The 23,035-nt window shown below is 45.4% G+C and carries 20 protein-coding genes; 18 read left to right on the plus strand and 2 right to left on the minus strand.

The annotated features are described in order from the left end of the window. Positions 1-120 precede the first annotated feature (120 nt). Positions 121-468, minus strand: coding sequence for a type II toxin-antitoxin system PemK/MazF family toxin (locus DWW81_RS03270; protein WP_022287405.1), 348 nt, complete (start codon positions 466-468; stop codon positions 121-123). 249 nt (positions 469-717) lie between these two features. Here DWW81_RS03270 and DWW81_RS03275 point away from each other — a divergent pair, with 249 nt between their 5' ends. Then, entirely contained in the window at positions 718-1,533 is an 816-nt protein-coding gene (locus DWW81_RS03275; protein ID WP_046439988.1) for an Mrp/NBP35 family ATP-binding protein, read from the plus strand. Between the two features lie 655 nt (positions 1,534-2,188). On the opposite strand, the gene DWW81_RS03280 is transcribed toward DWW81_RS03275, so the two are convergent. Next, the gene (locus DWW81_RS03280; protein WP_117896688.1) at positions 2,189-3,907 is read right to left on the minus strand and encodes a phospho-sugar mutase; all 1,719 of its coding nucleotides are present in this window, start codon (positions 3,905-3,907) and stop codon (positions 2,189-2,191) included. Positions 3,908-4,127: 220 nt separating this feature from the next. On the opposite strand from DWW81_RS03280, the gene DWW81_RS03285 reads away from it, so the two are divergent. From DWW81_RS03285 to DWW81_RS03365, 17 genes are all read left to right on the plus strand, one after another. Further along, positions 4,128-5,339, plus strand: a complete 1,212-nt coding sequence (locus DWW81_RS03285; RefSeq protein ID WP_147338955.1) for a D-alanyl-D-alanine carboxypeptidase family protein — start codon at positions 4,128-4,130, stop codon at positions 5,337-5,339. Between the two features lie 151 nt (positions 5,340-5,490). Further along, positions 5,491-6,822, plus strand: a complete 1,332-nt coding sequence (locus tag DWW81_RS03290; protein ID WP_117856600.1) for a glucose-6-phosphate isomerase — start codon at positions 5,491-5,493, stop codon at positions 6,820-6,822. Positions 6,823-6,918: 96 nt separating this feature from the next. Continuing rightward, positions 6,919-7,323 (plus strand): hypothetical protein, encoded by a 405-nt coding sequence (locus tag DWW81_RS03295; RefSeq protein ID WP_022287400.1) that lies wholly within the window; start codon positions 6,919-6,921, stop codon positions 7,321-7,323. 116 nt (positions 7,324-7,439) lie between these two features. Next, positions 7,440-7,883, plus strand: coding sequence for a DUF177 domain-containing protein (locus DWW81_RS03300; protein ID WP_117896686.1), 444 nt, complete (start codon positions 7,440-7,442; stop codon positions 7,881-7,883). A 52-nt stretch (positions 7,884-7,935) separates the two neighbouring features. Beyond that, a complete protein-coding gene (gene rpmF / locus DWW81_RS03305; RefSeq protein ID WP_022287398.1) occupies positions 7,936-8,118 on the plus strand; it encodes a 50S ribosomal protein L32 in 183 nt (60 codons plus the stop codon). Between the two features lie 222 nt (positions 8,119-8,340). Continuing rightward, positions 8,341-9,672, plus strand: a complete 1,332-nt coding sequence (gene der / locus DWW81_RS03310) for a ribosome biogenesis GTPase Der (protein ID WP_117896685.1) — start codon at positions 8,341-8,343, stop codon at positions 9,670-9,672. Positions 9,673-9,690: 18 nt separating this feature from the next. Then, a complete protein-coding gene (plsY, locus tag DWW81_RS03315) occupies positions 9,691-10,350 on the plus strand; it encodes a glycerol-3-phosphate 1-O-acyltransferase PlsY (RefSeq protein WP_022287396.1) in 660 nt (219 codons plus the stop codon). Positions 10,351-10,363: 13 nt separating this feature from the next. Next, on the plus strand, positions 10,364-11,368 hold the full coding sequence (locus DWW81_RS03320) for an NAD(P)H-dependent glycerol-3-phosphate dehydrogenase (RefSeq protein WP_117856597.1): 1,005 nt from the start codon (positions 10,364-10,366) through the stop codon (positions 11,366-11,368). A gap of 29 nt (positions 11,369-11,397) precedes the next feature. Next, positions 11,398-11,793 carry a secondary thiamine-phosphate synthase enzyme YjbQ gene (locus DWW81_RS03325; RefSeq protein ID WP_041337162.1) on the plus strand — a complete coding sequence of 132 codons (396 nt, stop codon included), beginning with the start codon at positions 11,398-11,400 and terminating at the stop codon, positions 11,791-11,793. A 94-nt stretch (positions 11,794-11,887) separates the two neighbouring features. Beyond that, complete coding sequence (pyrH, locus tag DWW81_RS03330; RefSeq protein ID WP_022287393.1) at positions 11,888-12,592, plus strand: UMP kinase; 705 nt, start codon at positions 11,888-11,890, stop codon at positions 12,590-12,592. A 29-nt stretch (positions 12,593-12,621) separates the two neighbouring features. Continuing rightward, positions 12,622-13,176: a ribosome recycling factor gene (gene frr / locus DWW81_RS03335; protein ID WP_117896684.1), complete on the plus strand. Its 555-nt coding sequence runs from the start codon at positions 12,622-12,624 to the stop codon at positions 13,174-13,176. Between the two features lie 3 nt (positions 13,177-13,179). After that, complete coding sequence (locus DWW81_RS03340) at positions 13,180-13,911, plus strand: isoprenyl transferase (protein ID WP_117896683.1); 732 nt, start codon at positions 13,180-13,182, stop codon at positions 13,909-13,911. Between the two features lie 3 nt (positions 13,912-13,914). Further along, positions 13,915-14,745 carry a phosphatidate cytidylyltransferase gene (locus tag DWW81_RS03345; RefSeq protein ID WP_046440001.1) on the plus strand — a complete coding sequence of 277 codons (831 nt, stop codon included), beginning with the start codon at positions 13,915-13,917 and terminating at the stop codon, positions 14,743-14,745. 124 nt (positions 14,746-14,869) lie between these two features. After that, on the plus strand, positions 14,870-16,015 hold the full coding sequence (locus DWW81_RS03350) for a 1-deoxy-D-xylulose-5-phosphate reductoisomerase (RefSeq protein WP_117896682.1): 1,146 nt from the start codon (positions 14,870-14,872) through the stop codon (positions 16,013-16,015). 367 nt (positions 16,016-16,382) lie between these two features. Continuing rightward, a complete protein-coding gene (locus tag DWW81_RS03355) occupies positions 16,383-17,423 on the plus strand; it encodes a M50 family metallopeptidase (RefSeq protein ID WP_117896681.1) in 1,041 nt (346 codons plus the stop codon). Positions 17,424-17,437: 14 nt separating this feature from the next. After that, positions 17,438-18,490 (plus strand): flavodoxin-dependent (E)-4-hydroxy-3-methylbut-2-enyl-diphosphate synthase, encoded by a 1,053-nt coding sequence (gene ispG, locus DWW81_RS03360; RefSeq protein WP_117896680.1) that lies wholly within the window; start codon positions 17,438-17,440, stop codon positions 18,488-18,490. A 15-nt stretch (positions 18,491-18,505) separates the two neighbouring features. Then, on the plus strand, positions 18,506-22,984 hold the full coding sequence (locus tag DWW81_RS03365; RefSeq protein WP_117896679.1) for a PolC-type DNA polymerase III: 4,479 nt from the start codon (positions 18,506-18,508) through the stop codon (positions 22,982-22,984). The last annotated feature ends 51 nt before the right edge of the window (positions 22,985-23,035 follow it).

The following is a 23,035-nucleotide window of genomic DNA, read 5'->3' on the forward strand; positions in this document are numbered from 1 at the left end:
CTACGGATTTTTTTGGGATAGAAAAGCGGTGCAGAGTTTTCACTCCGACACCGCTTTGTTTTGTTATTGTGATCTGTTCGGTTTGACGTTGTCATTCCTCACTCCTCATTCCTCATTAAACTAGAGCTTTAATCCAAAGCTTATTGATAATGCCGAATTTACTGCGGACATGGAGCTTACGTCAAGTGTTCCCATTTTCTCCTTTAGCCTTTTCTTGTCCAATGTACGGATCTGTTCCAACAATACCACGGAATCTTTTGCTAGTCCGCAGGTGCCGCCGCCAACTTCTATATGTGTCGGCAGTTTCGCTTTATCAAGGCGGCTCGTTATTGCCGCTGCTATCACTGTGGGTGAATGCTTATTGCCTATGTCATTTTGTACTATCAGCACCGGTCGCATACCGCCTTGCTCTGAGCCTACCACTGGGCTGAGATCTGCATAATATATATCGCCCCTGTGTACAGTCACTTGTAAACACTCCTATTCTATGGGCTTTCGCCTTGATTTGCAGGCTTTTGCTCCTGCTTGTTCCTATTATTGCCTTATTATCGGGGTATTATACCAAAGTATCTATTTTGTTACAAGGTGCAGGGCTGTTTTATTTTATGCGGCAGCAGTGCTTTGGGTGAAAAGTCAGTATTGGTTGACTTTTCACGGTCAAAGTGATATACTTAACATAGTAAATAAAGGCGAAAATGCCTTGAAAGGAATGATTCTATGAGCGAAGGCTGCACACATGATTGCGAAAACTGTGCTTCAAAATGCTCTGATAAAAAGAGCTTGAAAGAGGAGCTTAATGCTGCGAGCTCTGTGAAAAAGGTATATGCAGTAATGAGTGGAAAGGGTGGCGTAGGCAAGTCTTTGGTGACAAGTATGCTTGCAGTAACGGCACAAAGACGTGGTTTTAAGACCGCTGTGCTGGACGCTGACATAACAGGCCCGTCTATACCGACAGCGTTTAATATCCACGAGAGAGCTAATACCAATATGTATGGCATTATCCCTGCGGTGAGCAAGACCGGTATCGAGATAATGAGCCTTAATCTGCTTCTTGAAAATGAAACTGACCCTGTTGTATGGCGTGGCCCTGTTATCGCAGGTGCAGTGAAGCAGTTTTGGACAGATGTGGCATGGAACGACGTTGACGTGATGTTTATAGATATGCCACCAGGAACAGGCGACGTGCCACTGACAGTTTTTCAATCCATTAAGGTTGACGGCATAGTTATCGTCACTTCGCCACAGGAATTGGTTTCCATGATAGTCGAGAAAGCGGTGCATATGGCGGATATGATGAAAGTACCGGTGCTTGGAATAGTGGAGAATATGTCATATTTTGAGTGTCCTGATTGTGGAAAGAAGCATAATATCTACGGTGAGAGCCATGTGGACGAAGCGGCAGTGAAGTTTGGTATCGACGCTGTGGCGAAAATGCCTATAGACCCGAAGTTTGCGAAAGCTTGCGATAACGGTGAGATAGAAGAAGTCGAGGGCGGCTGGCTGGATACGATCGCGGATAAACTTCTCGGTTAAAGTGAGGAGTGAGGAATGGCATAGCCAACCGAACAAGTCACAAGCATAAAGTAAAAGTCAACACCGAGCGAAGCGAGCAAAAGGTCCAGGGGCACGCCCCTGGTCAGGGTCAAGGGGTGAAACCCATTGTGGGTACAGGGCAAAGCCCTGTCGGAGTTTGAGGCAGAGCCTCAATAGGCGCAAGCCTACAAAAGCGGTGCAGAAAAGCAATAGAAGAAAAACAAACTAAAAGCAAAATCAAAGCGGTGTCGGAGTAAAAAACTCTGCACCGCTTTTTCTATCCCATAGCACAACGTAAAATCCGCAAAGAGCGTAGCGATTTTGCGGCACAGCGAATTTGTCTGAACAAGATGTAGGGGCTGGCGCCCTCGACAGCCCGCTCGAAGCGGTAAGGTTTGATTATTCATGAATTTGTGTAGACGTGCCGTGTGCGGAAATGTTGTGCCGTACAGTGTTTTGAAAAAATATGCCGAACGTTGTGCGGATAACGTAGAATTGGACAGGCAAACGAGAAGCGGGACGTCGCATTTCTGCTTGCAGAAATTGCGCTGCTCCCCTACATGGTTTGTGAAACGCCAAGCATTGTGTGGATATCGCAAATAAAAAAAAGCAGGCGGGTCAAAAAACCGCCTGCGTTCGATATATTCAGTAATTATTAGAAACCAAGAATGCCCTTGAAATCTTCAATAAGCTTTTCTTCCTGTGCCTCTGCATCAGTTCTTGTGTCGCCGATAGTTGTGTAGTATGCCTTGATCTTTGGCTCTGTGCCGGAAGGTCTGATTATTACACTTGCACCCTGCTCAAGCTTGAATGCGATAACGTCAGACTTAGGCAGTGTAAGAACTGTCTTTGCACCTGTTTCAAGGTTTGTTTCCTCAGATGCAAGATAATCTGCTATGTCTACTACCTTGAGTCCGCCAATAGCCTTAGGTGGATCAGCTCTCAGATCTGTCATGATCTCCTTCATTCTCTCCATTCCGCTTGCACCCTCGCACTGGAATGACTTCTGGCTGTGGAGATAGTTGCCGTACTTCTTGTACATATCTTCTCTTGCCTGAAGCAGTGAGATGCCCTTTGTTCTGTAGAACGCCGCCATTTCACAAATGAGCATTGAGCCTACTACTGCGTCCTTATCTCTTACATATGAGCCTGCAAGATAACCATAGCTCTCTTCAAATCCGAAGATATATCTGTCGTCCTGTCCCTCTTTCTCAAGGAAACCGATCTGCTCGCCGATAAACTTGAAGCCTGTGAGAACTTCTCTAAGCTCTACATTGTATTCTGCTGCGATCTTCTTACAGATGTCTGTTGTTACGATAGTCTTAACAGCTACAGGGTCCTTTGGCATTGTGCCAAGGGCTGTTCTTTCCTGACAAATATATTTGAGAAGCATTGCGCCTACTTCGTTTCCGCTGAACAGTACATAGTTTCCATCTGGGTCTGGTACTGCGATACCAACTCTGTCACAGTCTGGGTCTGTTGCAAGAAGAAGATCAGGCTTTACTGTCTTGCAAAGCTCAAGTCCCTTTGCAAGGGCTTCCTTTATCTCAGGGTTAGGGAATGGGCAGGTAGGGAAGTTTCCGTCAGGATTTTCCTGCTCAGGTACTACTGTTACTTCCTTTATGCCTATCTTCTTAAGGATAGCTCTTACAGGCTTGTTTCCTGTGCCGTTAAGAGGAGTGTATACTACCTTCAGACCGCTGTCTGCTACGAGATCAGTATGTACGCCCTGCTGTGCTACCTTGTCAAGATACTTGTCGATAACTTCCTGCTTGATGTATTCGATCTTGCCTGACTTGATACCGTCCTCAAAGTCCATTACCTTTGCACCACCGAACATCTCAACTGCGTTGATCTTGCCGATAACTGTGTTTGCAACATCGAGTGTGATCTGACAGCCGTCCTCGCCGTAAACCTTGTAACCATTGTACTTTGCAGGATTGTGTGATGCAGTTATAACGATACCTGCCTGACATTTAAGCTCTCTTACAGCCCAAGAAAGCATTGGTGTAGGCATAAGCTCTGAATAGATGTATACCTTTATGCCGTTTGCAGCCAGAACTGCAGCAGCTTCCTTTGCGAACTTGTCAGACTTGATACGGCTGTCATATGCGATAGCTACGCTGCCGTTTTCAAATGCGCCGTTTACATAGTCTGCAAGACCCTGTGTTGCACGTCTGATAGTGTAAACATTAAGTCTGTATGCGCCTGCACCGATAACTCCTCTGAGTCCGCCTGTGCCAAATTCAAGATCTCTGTAAAATCTGTCCTGAATTGCAGCCTCGTCGCCCTCGATAGATTTAAGCTCTGTCTGGAGATCAGGATCGTCAACAGCCTTTTCACACCAAAGCTTGTAAAGTTCCATTTCTGTCATTGTTAAATCACCTCATATAAATATTTCGCTTATAAAATACATATTTCTATAGGATACATTATAGCACACTCCCCTATTTATTTCAAGAGTTGTAACAGTTATTTAACAAATTCCTGCAACTATTTACAAATGAGTTTCCGGAAACATTTTGGGGCATAATGCTAATTTCGGGACAGGGTGAATATAAATATAAAAATAGTATATGTGAGAGGTGGAAAATGTGAAAATATTAAGGAAAATATGCTCGGCAGTGTTATGTGCGGCGGTAGCAGTGTTTATGGTGTGTTCGCTGGCGGAGGGAAAAGAAAAAGCAGGTGCGCTGTCAGCGGAAGACTTTGTGCCTGCGGACACTGTGGCGGTGAGCGATATTATAGAGGGGCTTACGGCTAGGTCTGCGGTGGTGACGGAGATGACCACAGGCAGGGTGCTTTTTGAGAAAGAGCCGCAGGAGCAGTGTGAGTGCGGTCATTATGCGAAGCTCATGGTGCTTTTGCTCACGGCGGAAAAGATAGACAGCGGTGAGCTTTCCATGAGCGACACGTCAGTGGTGTCGGAGTATGCCAACTCTCAGCAGGGAAGCCAGATATGGCTTGACAAAGGAGAGAAGATATCTGTGGAGGAACTTATAAAATCAGTGTCGGCAGGCAATGCAAACGACGGCTGTGCAGCGCTTGCGGAAAAGGTGGCAGGCTCGGCAGACAAGGCGGTGGAACTTATGAACAGCCGTGCGAAAATGCTTGGCATGAATGACACTGTTTACACTGATTGTACTGGCATGGGAGAGGGCAATGTTACAACAGCGAAGGACACGGCTTTGCTTTGTTCGGAACTTGCAAAATACAAAAATCTCACTCCTTATCTTACTTGCTGGCTTGACACTGTGAGAGACGGCAAGGCGGAGCTTGTGAACCTTAATAGGCTTGTGCGTACTTACAAGGGCGTAACAGGTATGAAAGCGTGGGGAAGTGAAAAGGCAGGGAGCTGTATTGCGGCAACGGCTGAAAAAGGGGATATGTCAGTATGCGTAGTGCTTAACGGCTGTGATTCGCAGGAGGATATGAATGCTGAGGCTAAGAAGCTTCTGAACCTGGCGTTCGATACATATGAGATATACACCCCTGAACTTCCTGAGGATATGGTAAAGGAAACTGTGGTGTGCGGAGGAGAGGAGCTTTCTGTGGGGCTTGCTCCCGAGGGGCTTTATCCTATAGTTATACCGAGGGGAACATATCGTATGGTGGAGTGCGATTTTACGGCAGAGGAGAAGCTTGACGCACCTGTGAAAAATGGCGAAACTGCGGGAGAAATAAGATACACCATGGGCGGAGAGGTGATATTAGAGGGAAAGATAGTCGCCTGCAAAGAGGTGAAGAAAATGAATTTTATCTGCGGCATAAAAAAGCTTGTGTACAATCTGCTGAGTATGCAATGAGAGATTTGTTTAAAATGCACAAAAGATGATTTCGCTTTATAAAACTCTTGAAATGTTCACAAAAATATAGTATAATTTATCTAGTATTAACGGAGAAACGTGTTTTATGGTATCACGCTCTCCGACAGGTAAGGAAAGGAAATGAAGGATAATGTCATTAAAACTTAACACAAAGTATCTTGAGGGTTTTGTAAGTGAACATGAATACGAGGGTATGGCTGCGCAGGTAACTGCAGCTCATAACACTCTTGTAAGCAGAAACGGTCTTGGAAACGATTTTCTCGGCTGGGTAACACTCCCTGAGGATTATGATAAGGAAGAATTTGCAAGGATCAAGGCTGCTGCCGCAAGGATCAAGGAAAAGTGCGATGTTCTCATCGTTATCGGTATCGGCGGTTCTTATCTTGGTGCAAGAGCTGCTATCGAGCTGCTCAAGTCGCCATTCTACAACAATCTTAAGAAGGATACTCCTGACATCTATTTTGTCGGAAACAATATCAGCTCGGCTTACCTCAATGAAGTGCTTTCAATTTGCGAGGGCAGAGATATCTGCGTAAACGTAATTTCAAAGTCTGGCACAACAACTGAGCCTGCACTTGCTTTCAGAATTTTCAAGAAACTTCTTGAAGATAAGTATGGCAAGGAAGAGGCTAAGACAAGAATTTTCGCTACAACAGACAAGGCTAAGGGTACTCTTAAGCAGCTTTCTGACGAAGAGGGCTATGAGACATTCGTTGTTCCTGATGACGTTGGCGGAAGATTTTCAGTTCTTACAGCAGTTGGCCTTCTCCCTATCGCAGCAGCAGGCTGTGATATCGACAAGCTTATGGCTGGCGCAAGAGAGGGTATGAAGAAGTATTCTGCTGATGATAACAACGATTGCTATAAGTATGCAGCACTCAGAAACATTCTCTACAGAAAAGGCAAGAGCGTTGAGATGCTCGTTTCATATGACCCTTCATTTACAATGATGGGCGAGTGGTTCAAGCAGCTGTTCGGCGAGAGCGAGGGCAAGGACGATAAGGGTATATTCCCATCTGCCGCTACATTCTCTACAGACCTGCACTCACTTGGTCAGTTCATTCAGGACGGCTCAAAGCTTATGTTTGAGACAGTTATGCACATCAAGACACCTAAGAGCGACCTGTTCTTGGAGCCTGACAAGGATAATCTTGACGGACTTAACTTCCTCACAAATCAGAATATGTCAGTTGTAAATGAAAAGGCATATCAGGGTACTATCCTTGCTCACACTGAGGGCGGCGTTCCTAATATCGTTATAGATGTTGATAAGCTTGATGAGGAAAACCTTGGCGAGATGATCTACTTCTTCGAGAAGGCTTGTGCTATCTCAGGTTATATGCTTGGCGTAAACCCATTCAATCAGCCGGGCGTTGAGAGCTACAAGAAGAATATGTTCGCTCTTCTCGGCAAGCCGGGTTATGAGTCACAGAAGGCTGAACTCGAGGCTAAGCTGGGCTAATATCCTAAAGGCAGAACAAAAGGAAATTTTGAGCGTGTCCCCTTCAGGGGTCTGCTCTTAAAATAAATGCTTTAATAAGCGGAACGGAGAGTTTATATGATTAATTTGATTCCAGGTAAAAAGGGCACAGGCAAGACTAAGATACTTGTTGATTCTATCAAGAAGGCTGCTGAAAATGCTACAGGCAACGTTGTTTGCATCGAAAGAGGTATGCAGCTTACCTATGACCTTCCTCATAATGTAAGATTGGCTGACGCTGAAGAATACGGTATCAACAGCTTTGACAGCTTCTATGGCTTTGTTGCAGGTCTGATGGCTGGCAACTATGACATTCAGGAAGTTTTCGTTGACGGTATCCTGAAGATCGGCGGCAGAGATTATGACGCTCTTGGCAATATGCTTGAAAAGGTAGCAGTTCTCACAAAGGACGTAAACGTTACTTTCACAGTATCTGCTGACGTTGACGAGCTGCCTGCAAAGGTAAAGGCTTTCATCAAGTAAGGCTTTGCGCTTCGTTTATTGGTATTTTGATAGCAAAAACGAAAAAATTGAAAAAAAGTATTGACAAATCACGTTTCTCAGGTTATAATGGAATTTGTGATGTTTGAGGTGCAAGTATGAATGTACAGTTGAAGGAACTTTTCGATATAATCGGAGAGCGAAAAACGATCGATTATTCCATAACAGCAGACAAGCTGTCGGAGTATGGCGGATATTCTTTTGCATCGCCCGTTGCGGTAACAGGTGAGATAGAGAACAGGGCAGGGGTGGTAACGCTCAGGTTCAAGACTGTTTTTACTATGGATCACACCTGTGACAGATGTCTAAAGGAGTTCAGCAGGGAGTATGTTTATGGCTTTGAACACACTTTGGTGAGAAGTGTTCAAAGCGACAGGGACGATTATGTGGTCTGCGAGAACAATGCTCTTGATCTGGACGAATTAGCTATTTCAGATTTGTTGTTACAGCTGCCTACAAAAATTCTTTGCAGGGATGACTGCAAGGGTTTGTGTTACGTTTGCGGACAGGATTTGAATGAGGGCAAATGTAACTGCTCTTGACGGGAAATAGCTGAACAGACTATAATGATTTTACTGACGAGGAGGTGCCAGAATGGCAGTACCAAAGAGAAAAGTATCCAAGGCTAGACGTGACAAGAGACGTTCAGCAGTTTGGAAGCTTGACGCACCTGCACTTTGTAAATGTTCTAACTGCGGTGAGCTTACTTCACCACACAAGGTTTGCAAGAATTGCGGTTATTATAAGGGCGTAGAGGTTATCAAGAAGGAAGCATAATTTTTGATAAGCACATAGAGCAGAATGGCTTAGGCCGTTCTGCTCTTTTTTGTTGTAGCAGTGAAAAAGGCGGGCAAACGCTGTTTACTTCTACATATTTGTAGTAAAAAATCTATGGAATGTGGGTGCTGTATTTCTCGTATGGTTGACAAAACGTGAGAAATTGTGTTATACTATATGATGTATCAATGTGCAAATTTATATGAAATGAGGTCGATATATATGTCATTGCCGATCGTTGCGATAGTGGGCAGACCTAATGTTGGTAAGTCTACTCTTTTTAATAAGCTTATCGGTCAAAGACTTTCTATAGTTGAAGATACCCCTGGAGTCACAAGAGATAGGATATATGCAAGGTGCGAATGGCTCGGACACGAGTTCATGCTGGTTGACACGGGCGGAATCGAGCCTGAGTCTGATGATATTATCCTAGCTCAGATGCGCAGACAGGCGGAGCTTGCTATACTGAAAGCTGATGTCACCATTCTTGTGACAGACCTTAAATGCGGAGTTACTGCTACTGATTATGAGGTGGCACAGATGCTTTTGAAATCGGGCAAGCCTATCGTGCTTTGTGTGAACAAGGTGGATAATGTGGGCGAACCGCCTATGGAGCTGTATGAGTTCTATAATCTCGGTTTGGGCGAACCGTTCCCTGTTTCTTCTGTCCATGGCCACGGAACGGGCGATCTTCTTGACGAGGTGCTGAAATATCTTCCGGAGGAAAATGAAGAGGACGATGACGATGATTCGATAAAGGTCGCTGTTATCGGCAAGCCTAACGTTGGAAAGTCCTCTATAATAAACAAGATATGCGGTGAGGAACGTGTTATCGTATCAAATATCGCAGGCACTACCCGTGACGCTACTGATTCGGTTGTGGAAAATGAAAAGGGCAAGTTCGTTTTCATAGATACGGCTGGTATCAGACGTAAGTCAAAGGTGCTGGAGACTATTGAGAAATACTCTGTGCTGAGGGCTTATATGGCTGTTGACAGAGCCGATGTTGCGGTTATCGTTATTGACGCAACTGTGGGCTTTACTGAGCAGGATTCAAAGGTGGCAGGCTATGCTCACGAAAAGGGCAAGGCTTGCGTTGTTGCGGTGAACAAGTGGGACGCTATCGAGAAAGAAACTAACACCATGAACGAGTTCCAGAAAAAGCTTCAGGACGATTTCAGCTTCATGAGCTATGTGCCTTTTGTGTTCATCTCTGCAAAAACAGGTCTGAGAATGGACAAGCTTTTTGATACTATCAAGTTCGTTGCAGAGCAGAACTCTATCAGAATACCGACAGGCAGACTTAACGATGTTCTTGCATATGCTACCCAGAGGGTACAGCCACCGTCTGACAAGGGCAGAAGGCTGAAGATATACTACATGACGCAGGTTTCTACCAAACCGCCTACATTCGTGTTTTTTGTAAACAGAGCCGATCTGTATCATTTTTCCTATCAGCGTTATATTGAAAATCAGATAAGAGAGACCTTCGGACTTGAAGGCACGCCTATCGTTTTCAAGATAAGAGAGCGTGACAAGGACGACGTTAAATAAAATTCTGGAGGTTATTTTGTGGACATATTTTTAAGTCTGGCATTCACTATAATTTTTTCCTATCTGTTCGGAAGTCTTAATTCTGCCATAATCGTGTGCAGAGTTTTAAAGCATAAGGATATCCGTGATTACGGAAGCAACAACGCAGGTTTGACCAATGTTCTGAGAGTATTCGGAAAAGGGCCTGCGGCGGCAACTCTGTTGTGCGATCTTGCAAAGGGCGTGCTTGCGGTAGTTATCTGCCGACTTGTGGTGACAAACGGCTTCGGCGTGACATTTTTTCATGACGATAAGTTTATCGGATATCTTGCGGGCTTTTTTGTAATGCTTGGACATATTTTCCCGGTATTCTATGGTTTTCACGGTGGAAAGGGCGTTCTTATTGCGGCAACGACCCTTATCGCTATCGACCCGCTGACCTGTGCTTTCTCGGTGGCTGTTTTCGCTATCGTGCTTGCGGCAACAAAATATGTGTCTGTAGGTTCTATATGCGCCGCTATCGCATATCCTGTTTTTACGCCTATCGTTCAGCTTTTTATCATCAAGGGCGACGGCGTTCTTGCAAATACTCTTATGGCAACGGCTATCGGTCTGCTTATCATTTATATGCACAGACCTAATATCAAACGCCTTATGAACGGCACCGAAAACAAATTCGGAAGCAAGAAAAAGGCGTAAGGGAGGTTTTATTATGGCAGATATTACTATACTCGGTTCAGGCGGATTTGGTCTTGCACTGGCAATAATGTGCGACAATGCAGGGCATAAAGTAACAGTATGGTCAAAGTTTCAGGACGAGATAGATGCTATCAAGAGAACAGGCGAGCTTAAAGCAAAGCTCCCTGGTGTTCAGGTGAACAAGACTATCGAGCTTACAACGGATATAAGCTGTGTTAAGGATAAAGACATGGTGATACTTGGCATACCTTCGCCTTTTCTCAGAGAGGTCTGCGAAAGCGTTGTGCCTTATCTTGAAAGCAGAACGATAGTTGTGAACACAGCAAAGGGTCTTGAGGGCGGAAGCCTTAAAACTATGTGCTGTGTGGCGAGAGAGTGTTTTCCGAACAATCATGTTGCGGTGCTTACCGGTCCGTCACACGCAGAGGAAGTGGCAAGAAAAGTTCCCACTACTGTTGTTACTGCTTCTGACGACAGGGAGGTTTCATATTATATACAGAACACTCTTTCTAACGATACGTTCAGAGTGTATGTTAATGATGACGTTATGGGCTGCGAGATAGGCGGTTCGCTGAAAAACGTCATCGCTTTGGCGGCAGGTGTTTGCGACGGCCTTGGACTTGGTGACAACACAAAGGCTGCACTTATGACAAGGGGTATCAGAGAGATATCACGTCTTGGGGTTGCAATGGGCGCAAAGCTTGAAACCTTTGGCGGACTTAGCGGCATAGGCGACCTTATCGTTACCTGCTGTTCAATGCACAGCAGAAACCGCCGTGCGGGTATTCTCATAGGCAAGGGAGTTACCCCTGAGGAAGCTGTAAGACAGGTGGGCACTGTTGAGGGCTATGTATGCACCAAAAACGCATGGGAGCTTTCAAAGAGAATGGGAATTGAAATGCCTATCACAGAACAGCTTGCAAAGGTGCTTTTTGAGGGTGAGCCTGCGGCTAACGCTATCAAAAATCTTATGGGCAGACCGAGCAGAAATGAAACTGAGTCAACTTTTCTGAGCTAGGAAAGCGACCGTTGAAAGGACGGATACATATGCTTAAAAGATACACTATCAAGACAGAACGCAGAGGGCTTTACAACATCACGAGCTATGTAAGGCAGGCTGTCACAGAATCAGGAGTGCAAAGCGGCATTGCGGTGGTATTCTGTCCACACACCACGGCGGCGATAACCATAAATGAGAATGCCGACCCCGACGTAAAGACGGATCTTCTTTACGCTTTGGAGGAAACATTTCCGAACAGACCGCAGTTCCGTCACGCTGAAGGAAACTCTGACGCTCATATGAAGTCAAGCTGTGTTGGTGCTTCGGAAACTGTTATCATCGACGATAACGAACTTCTTCTCGGCACTTGGCAGGGTATCTATTTCGCTGAGTTTGACGGACCGAGAACAAGAAACTTTTTTGTGAAGATAATAAAGGGCTGATTTTGGCGTTTTTCCTCTTTACAATCTGCTGAAAATATTGTATAATTAATATGGATAATTCCAACGAAATATGTGTTAAGGAGTGCTTTGAAATATGGAACCTAAATATAAGAGAATATTGCTCAAATTAAGCGGCGAGGCTCTTGCAGGCGATAAGAAGATAGGTCTTGATTATGACGTTATCACCTCATTCGGCAAGAGCATAAAAAAATGTGTTGACGCCGGCGTTGAGGTAGGTATCGTTGTAGGCGGCGGAAACTTCTGGAGAGGCAGATCAAGCGGTGCAATGGACAGAACAAGAGCCGACCATATCGGTATGCTCGCAACTGCTATGAACGCACTTGCTGTTGCAGACGGCCTTGAGAACTGCGGTCTTGAAGTGAGAGTACAGACAGCTATATCCATGCCACAGGTGGCTGAGCCTTACATCAGAAACAAGGCTATGCGTCACTTTGAAAAGGGCAGAGTAGTTATCTTCGGCTGCGGCACTGGTAACCCATTCTTCTCAACTGATACGGCTGCTGCACTGAGAGCGGCTGAGATCGAGGCTGACATATTCTTTAAGGCTACCATGGTAGACGGTGTTTATGACAAGGATCCTCACAAGTATCCAGACGCTGTTAAGTATGACACACTTACATTTGCTGATATCCTTGCAAAGGGTCTTCAGGTAATGGACTCGACCGCTGCGGCAATGTGTAAGGACAACAATATCCCGATACTCGTTTTCGATCTTGCAAGACCAGACAATATCTATGACGCTTGCATGGGCGAAAATATAGGCACTCTCGTAAAATAATAAAGAAATCAAGAAAGGATCGTTTGAATATGAAACAGATCAAGGAAAATGCTAAGACAAAAATGGAGAAATCCATAAACGTTATGCTTTCGGACTTTGCAGGCATCAGAGCAGGCAGAGCTAATCCGTCCGTACTCAATAAAGTCCAGGTAGAATATTATGGTGCGATGACACCTGTTACACAGATGGCAGCGGTTTCTGTTGCTGAGGCAAGAGTGCTTGTTATACAGCCATGGGATAAGTCAACTCTCAAGCCTATCGAAAAGGCTATCCAGGCTTCTGATATCGGCATCAATCCACAGAATGACGGCACTGTTATAAGACTTACTTTCCCACAGCTCACTGAGGACAGACGTAAGGAGCTTGTTAAGGACATCAAGAAAATGGGCGAAGAGTGTAAGGTCGCTATCCGTTCTATCAGACGTGACGCTATGGAAAAGTTCAAGGCAATGAAGAAGAACAACGAGATCACAGAGGACGATCTTAAGGACTGCGAGGACGAGATCCAGAAGCTTACTGACAAGTTCGTTAAGGAAGTTGACGGTCACGTTGCCGAAAAGGAAAAAGAGATACTCTCTATCTAAGCCATGGCGAATAATGAGAAGATAAGCCTTGGAGAGAACGTGTCTGTGCCTGTTCATGTGGGCGTTATCATGGACGGTAACGGTAGATGGGCGAAAAAGAGGGGCATGCCACGAAAGTTCGGACACAGAGAGGGCGCAAAGACCTTTCGTGCCATAACAAGACACGCCAAGGCGCTTGGAATACAGTATATAACTTACTATGCGTTTTCTACCGAGAACTGGAAAAGACCTAAGGACGAGGTAGACGCAATTATGGATCTTTTTGAAAAGTATCTTGACGAGGTCAGGGACTTTATTGAGGAGAATATCAGGGTGCGCTTTATAGGCGACAGAACAAGGCTCAGCGAAAATCTGCAAAGGAAAATGGCTTCCGTTGAGGAGGACTCAAAGGACTTTGACTCTATGACCCTTGTGCTTGCTATCAACTACGGCGGCAGGGACGAGATTTGCCATGCGGCTAAGACATTGGCTCAGCAGGTGAAAGAGGGTAAGTTAGAGCCTGAGGATATCACCATGGATATGATAGAGAGAAATCTCTACACTGAGGAGATACCTCCTGTTGACCTTGTTATAAGACCTAGCGGAGAGCAAAGATTGTCAAACTTTATGATATGGCAGGCGGCTTACGCGGAGTTTTATTACACAAATATCCTATGGCCTGACTTCAAAGGCAGCGACCTTGACAAGGCTGTTATCGCATACAGCGAAAGAAACAGAAGATTTGGAGGGGTGTAAAAAATGTCTACCCGTATTAAATCTGCGGCAGTTGCCATTGTTATCGCAGTGATACTGCTTATCGCACACGGAACGTTCCTGTTCAACATTGCGGTGGGCGCAATTTCTGCACTTGCAATATATGAGATATTCAGGGCGACAAAAATGACAGAGCATAAGTATCAGACCATTGCCTGCTGTGCGTTTGCCTTTGTGGACGCTTTCATGCCTGTGTTCTATAGACACGGCTGGCTGTACTTTTTCAGCTACAAGCTTTACATGGGACTTTTCGTTATAGCAATGTGTCTGCTTTATCTTAAAGAGCATACAAAATTCCAGTATACAGAGTTTTTCTTCATGCTGGGCGTGGGCATACTTCTGCCGTATTCATTCTCAACTTTGGTCACAATGGCAGGCTTGGGCGGCAAGGGCGTGTTTATGATAGTTCTTACTCTTGCAGCGGCTTGGCTGGCTGACAGCGGTGCTTATTTTGCAGGAACTTTCTTCGGCAAAACAAAGCTTTGCCCTGAAATAAGCCCTAAGAAAACTGTGGAGGGTCTTATAGGCGGCGTTATCTCAAATGGTATTCTTATGCTTGTAATAAGCCTGTTCTATCAGTTCGTACTTAAAGGCGAGCCTATCCACTATCTAGGCGTTCTAATCGCAGGTATGCTTGCGGCTCTTATCGGACTTGTGGGCGACCTTACAGCTTCGGTGATAAAAAGACAGACAGGTATAAAGGACTATGGCAACATAATGCCGGGTCACGGTGGAATAATGGATCGCTTTGACAGCGTTCTGCTCGTTGCACCTTTTATGTACTATATGTTCACACAGGGGCTTATACTTAAATAGAAAATTATGACTTTTAGGGGCAGGCTTAGGCTTACCCCTTTTAAGCGTTATTAAGGCAACACCGCTTGCAAACCATCTTTATGCGGAATTGCCTGAATTTATTTTATATGATGAGGGACAATAAATGAAAACAATGACCATACTCGGTTCAACGGGTTCTATAGGCACGCAGGCATTAGAAGTGGCTGCAAAGCATAATATTAAAGTAAAGGCGCTTGCGGCAAATTCTGACGTTGAAAAGCTTGCGGCTCAGGCTAAGGAGCTTATGCCTGAACGTGTGTGTATCTACCGTGAGGACAAAAAGGCAGAGCTTGAAAAGCTTCTCAGTGGCACTGGCATAAAAATATCCACAGGCATGGAGGGACTTAAAGAGATAGCAAGAATGGACGGGGTCGATATCATGCTCAACTCAGTCGTTGGCATGGTGGGTCTTGTGCCAACCCTTACGGCTATCGAAAAAGGCACTGACATTGCCCTTGCCAACAAGGAAACACTTGTGGCAGGCGGTGAGCTTGTTATAAAGGCGGCTGCTGAAAAGGGAGTGAAGATATATCCTGTGGACAGTGAACATTCGGCTATCTTTCAGTGCCTGCAGGGCAACGAGGGCAACAAGCTCAAAGGGATAATACTTACAGCTTCGGGCGGACCATTCTTCGGCAAAACAAAGTCTGACCTGGAGGGCGTGACAGTCGAGCAGGCTCTTAATCACCCTAACTGGTCAATGGGCAGAAAGATAACCATTGACTCTGCTACGCTTATGAACAAGGGTCTTGAATTTATCGAAGCAATGTGGCTTTTCAAGCTCAGACCTGAGCAGATCGAGATAGTTGTCCATAGACAGAGCGTTGTACATTCAGCGGTGGAGTATGAGGATAATTCTGTTATCGCACAGCTTGGCGTGCCTGATATGAAAATACCAATACAGTATGCTCTGCTTTATCCTGAGAGAGTGGAATGCGATGTGAAAAAGCTGTCCCTTACAGACTATGGAAAGCTCACTTTCGAGAAGCCTGACTATGATACGTTCGATTGTCTGAGGGCTTGTATAAAGGCTGTCACTATCGGTGGAAATCTTCCTGCGGCAGTGAATGGAGCGAATGAGGAAGCCGTTGCGGCTTTTCTTGACGGCAGGATAAATTTTCTTGACATCGGCAGAATAGTAATGAATGTCTGCGAGAATACACCACGGGAAGAGATAAAGTGCGTGGAAGATGTGCTGGAAGCGGATAGAAAGGCTAGGGAGAGAGCGAAGAAGCTTATCGGAGCTTAGTGAGGAGCGGCTTTTAAGTGAGGAGTGAGGAGTGAGGAGTGAGGAATGGCAAAGCCGACCAAGCAAATCACCAGAAAAAAGTAAAATAAAGCATCGAGCAAAGCGATTTTGCGGCAAGATAAACTATCCCGAATATTTGTAGGGGCTGGCGCCCTCGACAGCCCGCTCGGAGGAGCGAGGTTTGAATTATCCAGAGCTTATGTAGAAAACATTATGTGGATAACACAAATGAGATTGTAGACGAAATGTCGGAGGGGTCGGGACGTCGGATTTATGCAAAGCAGAAATTGCGCCGCTCCCCTACAGAAAATAAATTACAACAGCATTAGTAAATCAAACGCACAGAGTGTTCATGCGAGGTAAAAAAATGAGTATATTATTTGCAATATTGATCTTTGAAGCTATCATAATAATACACGAGCTTGGTCACTTTATTGCGGCGAAAGCCAGCGGAGTAAAGGTCAACGAGTTCGCTATTGGCATGGGTCCTGCCATTATCAAAAAGAAAAAGGGCGATACCCTTTATGCTTGGCGTGTGTTTCCCATAGGCGGCTATTGTGCCATGGAGGGCGAGGATAACGGAAGCGAGGACGGCGGTGCGTTTTGTAATAAAAGCCTGCCAAAAAGAATGCTTATCGTGGTGGCAGGCGTTATAATGAATCTCGTGCTTGGATATATAATCCTTTGTATCAGCACTGCAAGGTCTGACGGCATCGCAACCACCACTATATCGTGGTTTGAGGATAACGCTATGTCCCAATCGACCGGCTTGCAGGTGGGTGACGAGATAATCGAGGTCAACGGCATGAGGATCTTCACTACTATGGATATGTCCTATCAGTTTGGCAACGATGAGGACGGCAAGTTCGATATGGTGGTGAAGCGTGACGGAAAAAAGGTGGAGCTTAAAGATGTCACCTTTGCAACGGACGATAATACCATGCACATTGATTTCAAGGTCGCACCAAAAGCTGTGACCGTCGGCTCTGTGATAACTCAGTCTTTTAAGCAGGGCTGTACTGACGGCAGACTTATCTATATCTCCTTTGCCGACCTTATAAGAGGAAAGTATTCCATAAAAGACCTCAGCGGTCCTGTGGGTATCGTTGATACTATCGACAATGTTATCGACAGCGAAAGGGACAGCCAGTCAGGTAAAATAGATTGGTCGTCACTTATTGACACAATGTTGTCGCTGGGTGCGTTCATGACCATAAATATCGGCATTTTCAATCTCTTGCCATTGCCTGCACTTGACGGCGGAAGACTTTTGTTTCTTATTATCGAAGCGGTACGCCGTAAGCCTGTCAAGCCTGAGCATGAGGGAATGGTACACGCTATCGGTATGGCGGCTCTGTTGCTTCTTATGGTAGTGGTGACAGTGAGCGATATTATCAAGCTTGTTTAAAGGAGGAACTGTTTATGTCAGGTGAAAATAAAAGAAATGTAAGACCTGTCAAGGTGGGCGGACTTGTCCTTGACGGCAAAAAGATATATATTCAATCAATGCTCAATGTGCCGTCTACGGACATAGAAGGCTCTGTTAAGCAGGCTGTGGAGCTTGAAAATGCTTGCTGTGAAATAGTAAGAGCGGCTATACCGAACATGGAAGCCGTTAAGCTTATCCCTGCTATCAAAGAGAAGATCTCTATCCCTCTTGTGGCGGATATCCACTTTGACTATCGCCTTGCCATTGCGGCGGCGGAAGCTGGTATCGACAAGATAAGGATTAACCCCGGCAATATCGGCTCTATGGATAGGGTGAAAGCGGTGGTTAAAGCTTGTCGTGAAAGAAATATCCCTATCAGGATAGGCGTGAACGGCGGCTCTCTGGAAAAGGAGTTGCTTGCAAAATACGGTGCACCAACTGCGGAGGCCCTAGTGGAAAGCGCAATGGGTCATGTGAGGATATTGGAGCAGTGCGACTTTGAGGATATAGTTATTTCTATAAAGTCATCAGACGTGCCGACCATGATAAAGGCATACAGACTGTGTGCACAGACCTGTAACTATCCTCTGCACCTTGGAGTAACTGAGGCTGGCACCGAGAGAATGGGTCTTATAAAATCATCTATCGGTATAGGTTCGCTTCTGTGCGACGGCATTGGCGAAACTATAAGAGTTTCACTTACCGACGAGCCTGTAAAAGAGATATACGCCGCAAAGGATATTTTAAAGGCTATCGGCAAAAGTGGCGGAGTAAGGATAGTTTCCTGCCCTACCTGCGGAAGAACTAGGATAGACCTTATAGGTCTTGCAAAAAAGGTTGAGGAAGCCACCAAGGATATAGACAAGGATATCAAGATAGCCGTTATGGGCTGTGTTGTGAACGGCATAGGCGAGTCGGGCAATGCTGATATAGGCATTGCAGGCGGTGATGGCTGTGCGGTGATATTCAGCCACGGTGAAAAGCTCAGAAAGGTATCAGAGGAGGAGGCTTTGCCTGCGCTTCTGGCGGAAATAGAAAAACTTTAAAAGGATATACCATAAATGAATACATACACCATTGAAAGCTTCTTTGAGAACTATAAGGAGCTTATACCCTCTGTGATAGAAAAGGGCAGGATATTAAGGCTGGGCTATAACGAAGAAAACGGCACTTTTACCTGTCAGGCGGCTTTTGACAAGCTGGTGCCTTTTGACAGCACAGTGGAATTTGAAATGAAAATGAGGGCGGCTCTCGGAGCGGGAAAGTTTATTTTGCAGCTCAAATATACCCCTGATATGCTTTGTGCGGAGTATTTTCCTGAGCTTTGCAAGTTTCTTAAAAGCAGATTTCCTCTTGTGAACGGCTTTTTTGACAACGCTGAGGCTGTTTATGAAAACGGCATTTTCACCGTGGATATAAAACACGGAGGCGAAGCGTTGCTGAAAAAGGCGGGCATAGAAACGGCTTTTCCTGCGCTCACCATGGAGCTTTTTTCCGTAAGGGCTGATATAAAGCTCACAGGTGTGCTTGAAACTGATATGGAAGAGCATCAGCGTGAGCAGGAGGAGTTTTTGAACTCCCTCCCTGTGCCGAAAATAGACCCTGCACAGCCTGAGAAAAAGGCGGCTGTTACCACTAATACTGCAAGCGGTGCTTCTGTGGATTTTAGAACTGCAAATGTGGACTTCACAAGGTTCTCGCTTCTGTGCGATGACGCTCTTGTGCTTATGGGCGCGCCAATATCAGGAAACGAGCAGGTGATGCAGATGAAAGATATCCCTGCGGATTACCGTGGACGTGTGGTGGTCTGGGGCGATATTTTCGGACCTGTGGAAACAAAGGAAACAAAGTCGGGTATGCTTATAGCACACCTGAATTTTACCGACTATACTTCCTCAAACTCTATAAAGTTCATAGGCTCAAACAAAAATTTCAGAAACATGAAAGGCTTGAAAAGGGCAGTGCTTGAGGCAATGCTGGAACACCTTAAGGCAGGCAAGACCATACTTGTGGCAGGTGAGATAGAGGAGGACGATTTTGACCACTCTATAAACATCAAGCCTGATAGCATTATGGTGGTAAAGCGTGAAAAGGAAAAAGATACCTGCGAGCATAAGCGTGTGGAGCTTCATTGCCATACCAATATGTCTATGATGGACGCTCTCACTCCTGCGGGCAAGCTTGTGGAAAGAGCCTATTCATGGGGACACAAAGCACTTGCCATAACAGACCACGGTGTCGTTCAGGGCTATCCTGACGCCGGAAATACCTGTATCGGCATACGTAAGGGCGGCGGTGACTTCAAGGTGCTTTATGGCATAGAGTCATACGAGGTCAACAATGACGAAAAGATATTCCGTGGAACGGACAAGCGTGAGCTTACAGACGAGATAATCTGCTTTGACCTTGAAACTACGGGTACAAATCCTAATGAAGATAGGATCATCGAGATAGGCGCTGTCAAGCTGAGAGAACTTGAAGTTGTGGACAAGCTCGATATTTTCGTAAACCCTGAAAGACCTATCCCTGAGTTTATCTCAAACCTCACCCACATCACTGACGATATGGTAAAGGACGGTGCAAGCGAAAGGGAAGCTCTCCTTAAATTCAAGGAGTTTATCGGTGACGACCCTGTTCTTGTGGCACACAATTCTCAGTTTGATACGGGCTTTATATCCGCCTGCGCAAAAAGACAGGGCATCGAGATAAAATATTCTTCTATAGACACTGTGCCAATGTCGCAGATAATGCTTCCGGAGCTTGAAAAGCATAAACTCAACTATGTGGCGGAGCATTTCGGACTTGGGGATTTTCAGCACCACCGTGGCTGTGATGACGCAGAGGTGCTTGCAGGGATATTCATAAGACTGTCGAAAATGCTCATGGAGCAGTATCCTCTGATTCTTATAACAGTGGATATGCTCAACAGTTTGCTTGCAAATGAAAATCAGGTGCTTGCAAAGCCGACTTATCACCAAATTATTATCGTAAGAAATAACACGGGTCTGAAAAATCTGTATAGGCTTATATCAGACTCCAATCTTAAATATTTCAAAAGACGTCCGAGAATACCAAAATCTGAGCTTGTAAGACACCGTGAGGGTCTTATCCTAGGTAGTGCCTGCGAGCGTGGCGAGGTCATTCAGGCTTATCTCGAGGGCAGAAACTATGAGGAGATAAAGCAGATAGCAAGCTTTTATGACTATCTGGAGATCCAGCCTGACGGAAACAACAAATTTATGCTCACCACCGAAAAGCCTCCTTATGACAGGATACACACAGCGGAGGATATAAAAGATATAAACCGCTTTATTGTAAAACTTGGGGAGGACTTGGGCATACCCGTCTGCGCAACAGGCGACGTGCATTTTATGGACAAGACCGACGCACAGTTCAGGTCGGTGATACAGGCTTCAATGGGCTTCTCTGACGCCGATACTCAGCCTCCTTTGTATCTCAAGACCACAAACCAAATGCTTGACGAGCTGAGTTATCTTGGCGAGGAAAAGGCGTTTGAGGTCGTTGTAACGAATACAAACAACGTGGCTGATATGGTAGACCCTGACCTGAAAGCGTTCCCGAACGGTACTTATACGCCTTTTATCGAAGGCTCGGTTTATCAGCTTCAGTATATATGCTGGAAAAAATGCTGTTCCATTTACGGCGACTGCGACCCTGAAACTATAGAAGTTCCTGAGGGCGAGGACGTTGACGTATCAAAATATTTTGAGGGACACATCCCAGACCTTGTTTTCAAAAGACTTAAAAGAGAGCTTGACTCCATTATCAAGCACGGATTTGCTGTGCTTTACATGATATCTCAGAAACTTGTTGCCAACTCCAACGAGAATGGCTATCAGGTAGGTTCAAGAGGCTCGGTAGGTTCGTCCTTCGTTGCCTCCATGTCAGGTATCTCTGAGGTAAATCCTCTTGTGCCACACTATGTCTGCCTTAACTGCCACCACAGCGAGTTCATTACTGACGGCTCGGTAGGCTCAGGCTTTGACCTGCCACCGAAAAACTGTCCTGTGTGCGGAGAGAATATGCACCGTGACGGACACGATATCCCATTTGAAACGTTCCTTGGCTTTGACGGCGATAAAGCCCCTGATATCGACCTTAACTTCTCAGGTGACTATCAGGCAAAGGCGCATAAATATACGGAAGTCCTTTTCGGTGAGGACCATGTGTTCAAAGCCGGTACTATTGGCATGATCCAGGAAAAGACAGCTTTCGGATACGTTATGAAATATCTTGACGAGCGTGGAAAAACAGTGCCAAAGGCAGAGATAGAGCGTCTTAAGCTTGGCTGTTGCGGCATAAAGAGAACGACCTCTCAGCACCCGGGTGGAATGGTCGTTATCCCTAGCGACTATGAGGTCTATGACTTCACACCTGTTCAGCACCCTGCGGAAAAAGTGGACTCTGACATGGTAACTACCCACTTCGACTTCCATTCTCTCCACGATACGATCCTGAAGCTTGACGAGCTTGGTCACGATAACCCGACAATGTATAAGTATCTGGAAATGTTCACAGGACGAGATATCCTCGATTGCCCCATGTCTGACCCTGCGGTCTATTCGCTGTTCACTTCCCCTGAGTCACTTGGAGTGACGGAGGAGGATATAATGTGTCAGACGGGAACGCTCGGTATACCTGAAATGGGTACGCCGTTCGTAAGACAAATGCTTCTTGACTGTCAGCCGAAAAACTTCTCTGACCTTTTGCAGATATCAGGACTTTCACACGGCACTGACGTATGGCTCGGCAACGCACAGGAGCTTATCAAAAACGGCACTTGCGATATTTCAAATGTTATCGGTACTCGTGACAGTATAATGACATATCTGCTTTATCATGGCGTTGAGCCAAAGCTGTCATTTAAGATAATGGAGATAACCCGTAAGGGAAAAGCTCCGAAACTGCTCACAGAGGAAATGAAAGAGAATATGCGTCAGCATGACGTTCCGGAGTGGTATATCGACAGTTGTTTGAAGATAAAATACATGTTCCCGAAAGCCCATGCAGCGGCTTATGTTACGGCAGCTATAAGACTTTGTTGGTTCAAGGTCCATGAGCCGCTTGCATTCTATGCAACTTATTTTACGGTTAAGGGAGAGGATTTTGATGCAGAGATCGCTCTCAAGGGAAAATATATCGTCAGAAGCAAGATAGAAGAAATAAAGAATAAACCAAAAGACGAGGTGTCAGGCAAGGACAGCGGTGTGCTTGAAATTCTCATGCTTGTGAATGAAATGCTCAGCCGTGGATATGACTTTTTGCCTGTAAACATCAAAAAATCCCACGCAACTATCTATCAGATAGAGGACGACAAGATAAGGCTTCCGTTCTGTTCACTTAACGGAGTGGGCGAGTCTGCGGCGATAAGCATTTACGAAAAGGCGCAGAACGGCGAGTTTATCTCTATCGAGGAGTTCCAACAGCAGAGCGGAGTGTCCAAATCTGTTATCGAAACTCTGGAGAAAAATGGAGCTTTCGGCGATATGCCTAAATCTAACCAGATATCGTTGTTCTGATAGTTACTATGCACAATTTCATACTTTGCCCTTGTAACACTATTGACAAAC

This window comes from Ruminococcus sp. AF17-1AC (assembly GCF_003461385.1).
Lineage (GTDB): Bacteria > Bacillota > Clostridia > Oscillospirales > Ruminococcaceae > Hominimerdicola > Hominimerdicola aceti.

What these genes read in the sequence shown, in the direction of transcription:
- DWW81_RS03275 (WP_046439988.1), top strand. Translation starts at nt 718, where the DNA reads ATGAGCGAAGGCTGCACACATGATTGCGAAAACTGTGCTTCAAAATGC.
- DWW81_RS03280 (WP_117896688.1), bottom strand. Translation starts at nt 3,907, where the DNA reads ATGACAGAAATGGAACTTTACAAGCTTTGGTGTGAAAAGGCTGTTGAC.
- DWW81_RS03290 (WP_117856600.1), top strand. Translation starts at nt 5,491, where the DNA reads ATGTCATTAAAACTTAACACAAAGTATCTTGAGGGTTTTGTAAGTGAA.
- DWW81_RS03295 (WP_022287400.1), top strand. Translation starts at nt 6,919, where the DNA reads ATGATTAATTTGATTCCAGGTAAAAAGGGCACAGGCAAGACTAAGATA.
- DWW81_RS03300 (WP_117896686.1), top strand. Translation starts at nt 7,440, where the DNA reads ATGAATGTACAGTTGAAGGAACTTTTCGATATAATCGGAGAGCGAAAA.
- rpmF (WP_022287398.1), top strand. Translation starts at nt 7,936, where the DNA reads ATGGCAGTACCAAAGAGAAAAGTATCCAAGGCTAGACGTGACAAGAGA.
- der (WP_117896685.1), top strand. Translation starts at nt 8,341, where the DNA reads ATGTCATTGCCGATCGTTGCGATAGTGGGCAGACCTAATGTTGGTAAG.
- DWW81_RS03320 (WP_117856597.1), top strand. Translation starts at nt 10,364, where the DNA reads ATGGCAGATATTACTATACTCGGTTCAGGCGGATTTGGTCTTGCACTG.
- DWW81_RS03325 (WP_041337162.1), top strand. Translation starts at nt 11,398, where the DNA reads ATGCTTAAAAGATACACTATCAAGACAGAACGCAGAGGGCTTTACAAC.
- pyrH (WP_022287393.1), top strand. Translation starts at nt 11,888, where the DNA reads ATGGAACCTAAATATAAGAGAATATTGCTCAAATTAAGCGGCGAGGCT.
- frr (WP_117896684.1), top strand. Translation starts at nt 12,622, where the DNA reads ATGAAACAGATCAAGGAAAATGCTAAGACAAAAATGGAGAAATCCATA.
- DWW81_RS03340 (WP_117896683.1), top strand. Translation starts at nt 13,180, where the DNA reads ATGGCGAATAATGAGAAGATAAGCCTTGGAGAGAACGTGTCTGTGCCT.
- DWW81_RS03345 (WP_046440001.1), top strand. Translation starts at nt 13,915, where the DNA reads ATGTCTACCCGTATTAAATCTGCGGCAGTTGCCATTGTTATCGCAGTG.
- DWW81_RS03350 (WP_117896682.1), top strand. Translation starts at nt 14,870, where the DNA reads ATGAAAACAATGACCATACTCGGTTCAACGGGTTCTATAGGCACGCAG.
- DWW81_RS03355 (WP_117896681.1), top strand. Translation starts at nt 16,383, where the DNA reads ATGAGTATATTATTTGCAATATTGATCTTTGAAGCTATCATAATAATA.
- ispG (WP_117896680.1), top strand. Translation starts at nt 17,438, where the DNA reads ATGTCAGGTGAAAATAAAAGAAATGTAAGACCTGTCAAGGTGGGCGGA.
- DWW81_RS03365 (WP_117896679.1), top strand. Translation starts at nt 18,506, where the DNA reads ATGAATACATACACCATTGAAAGCTTCTTTGAGAACTATAAGGAGCTT.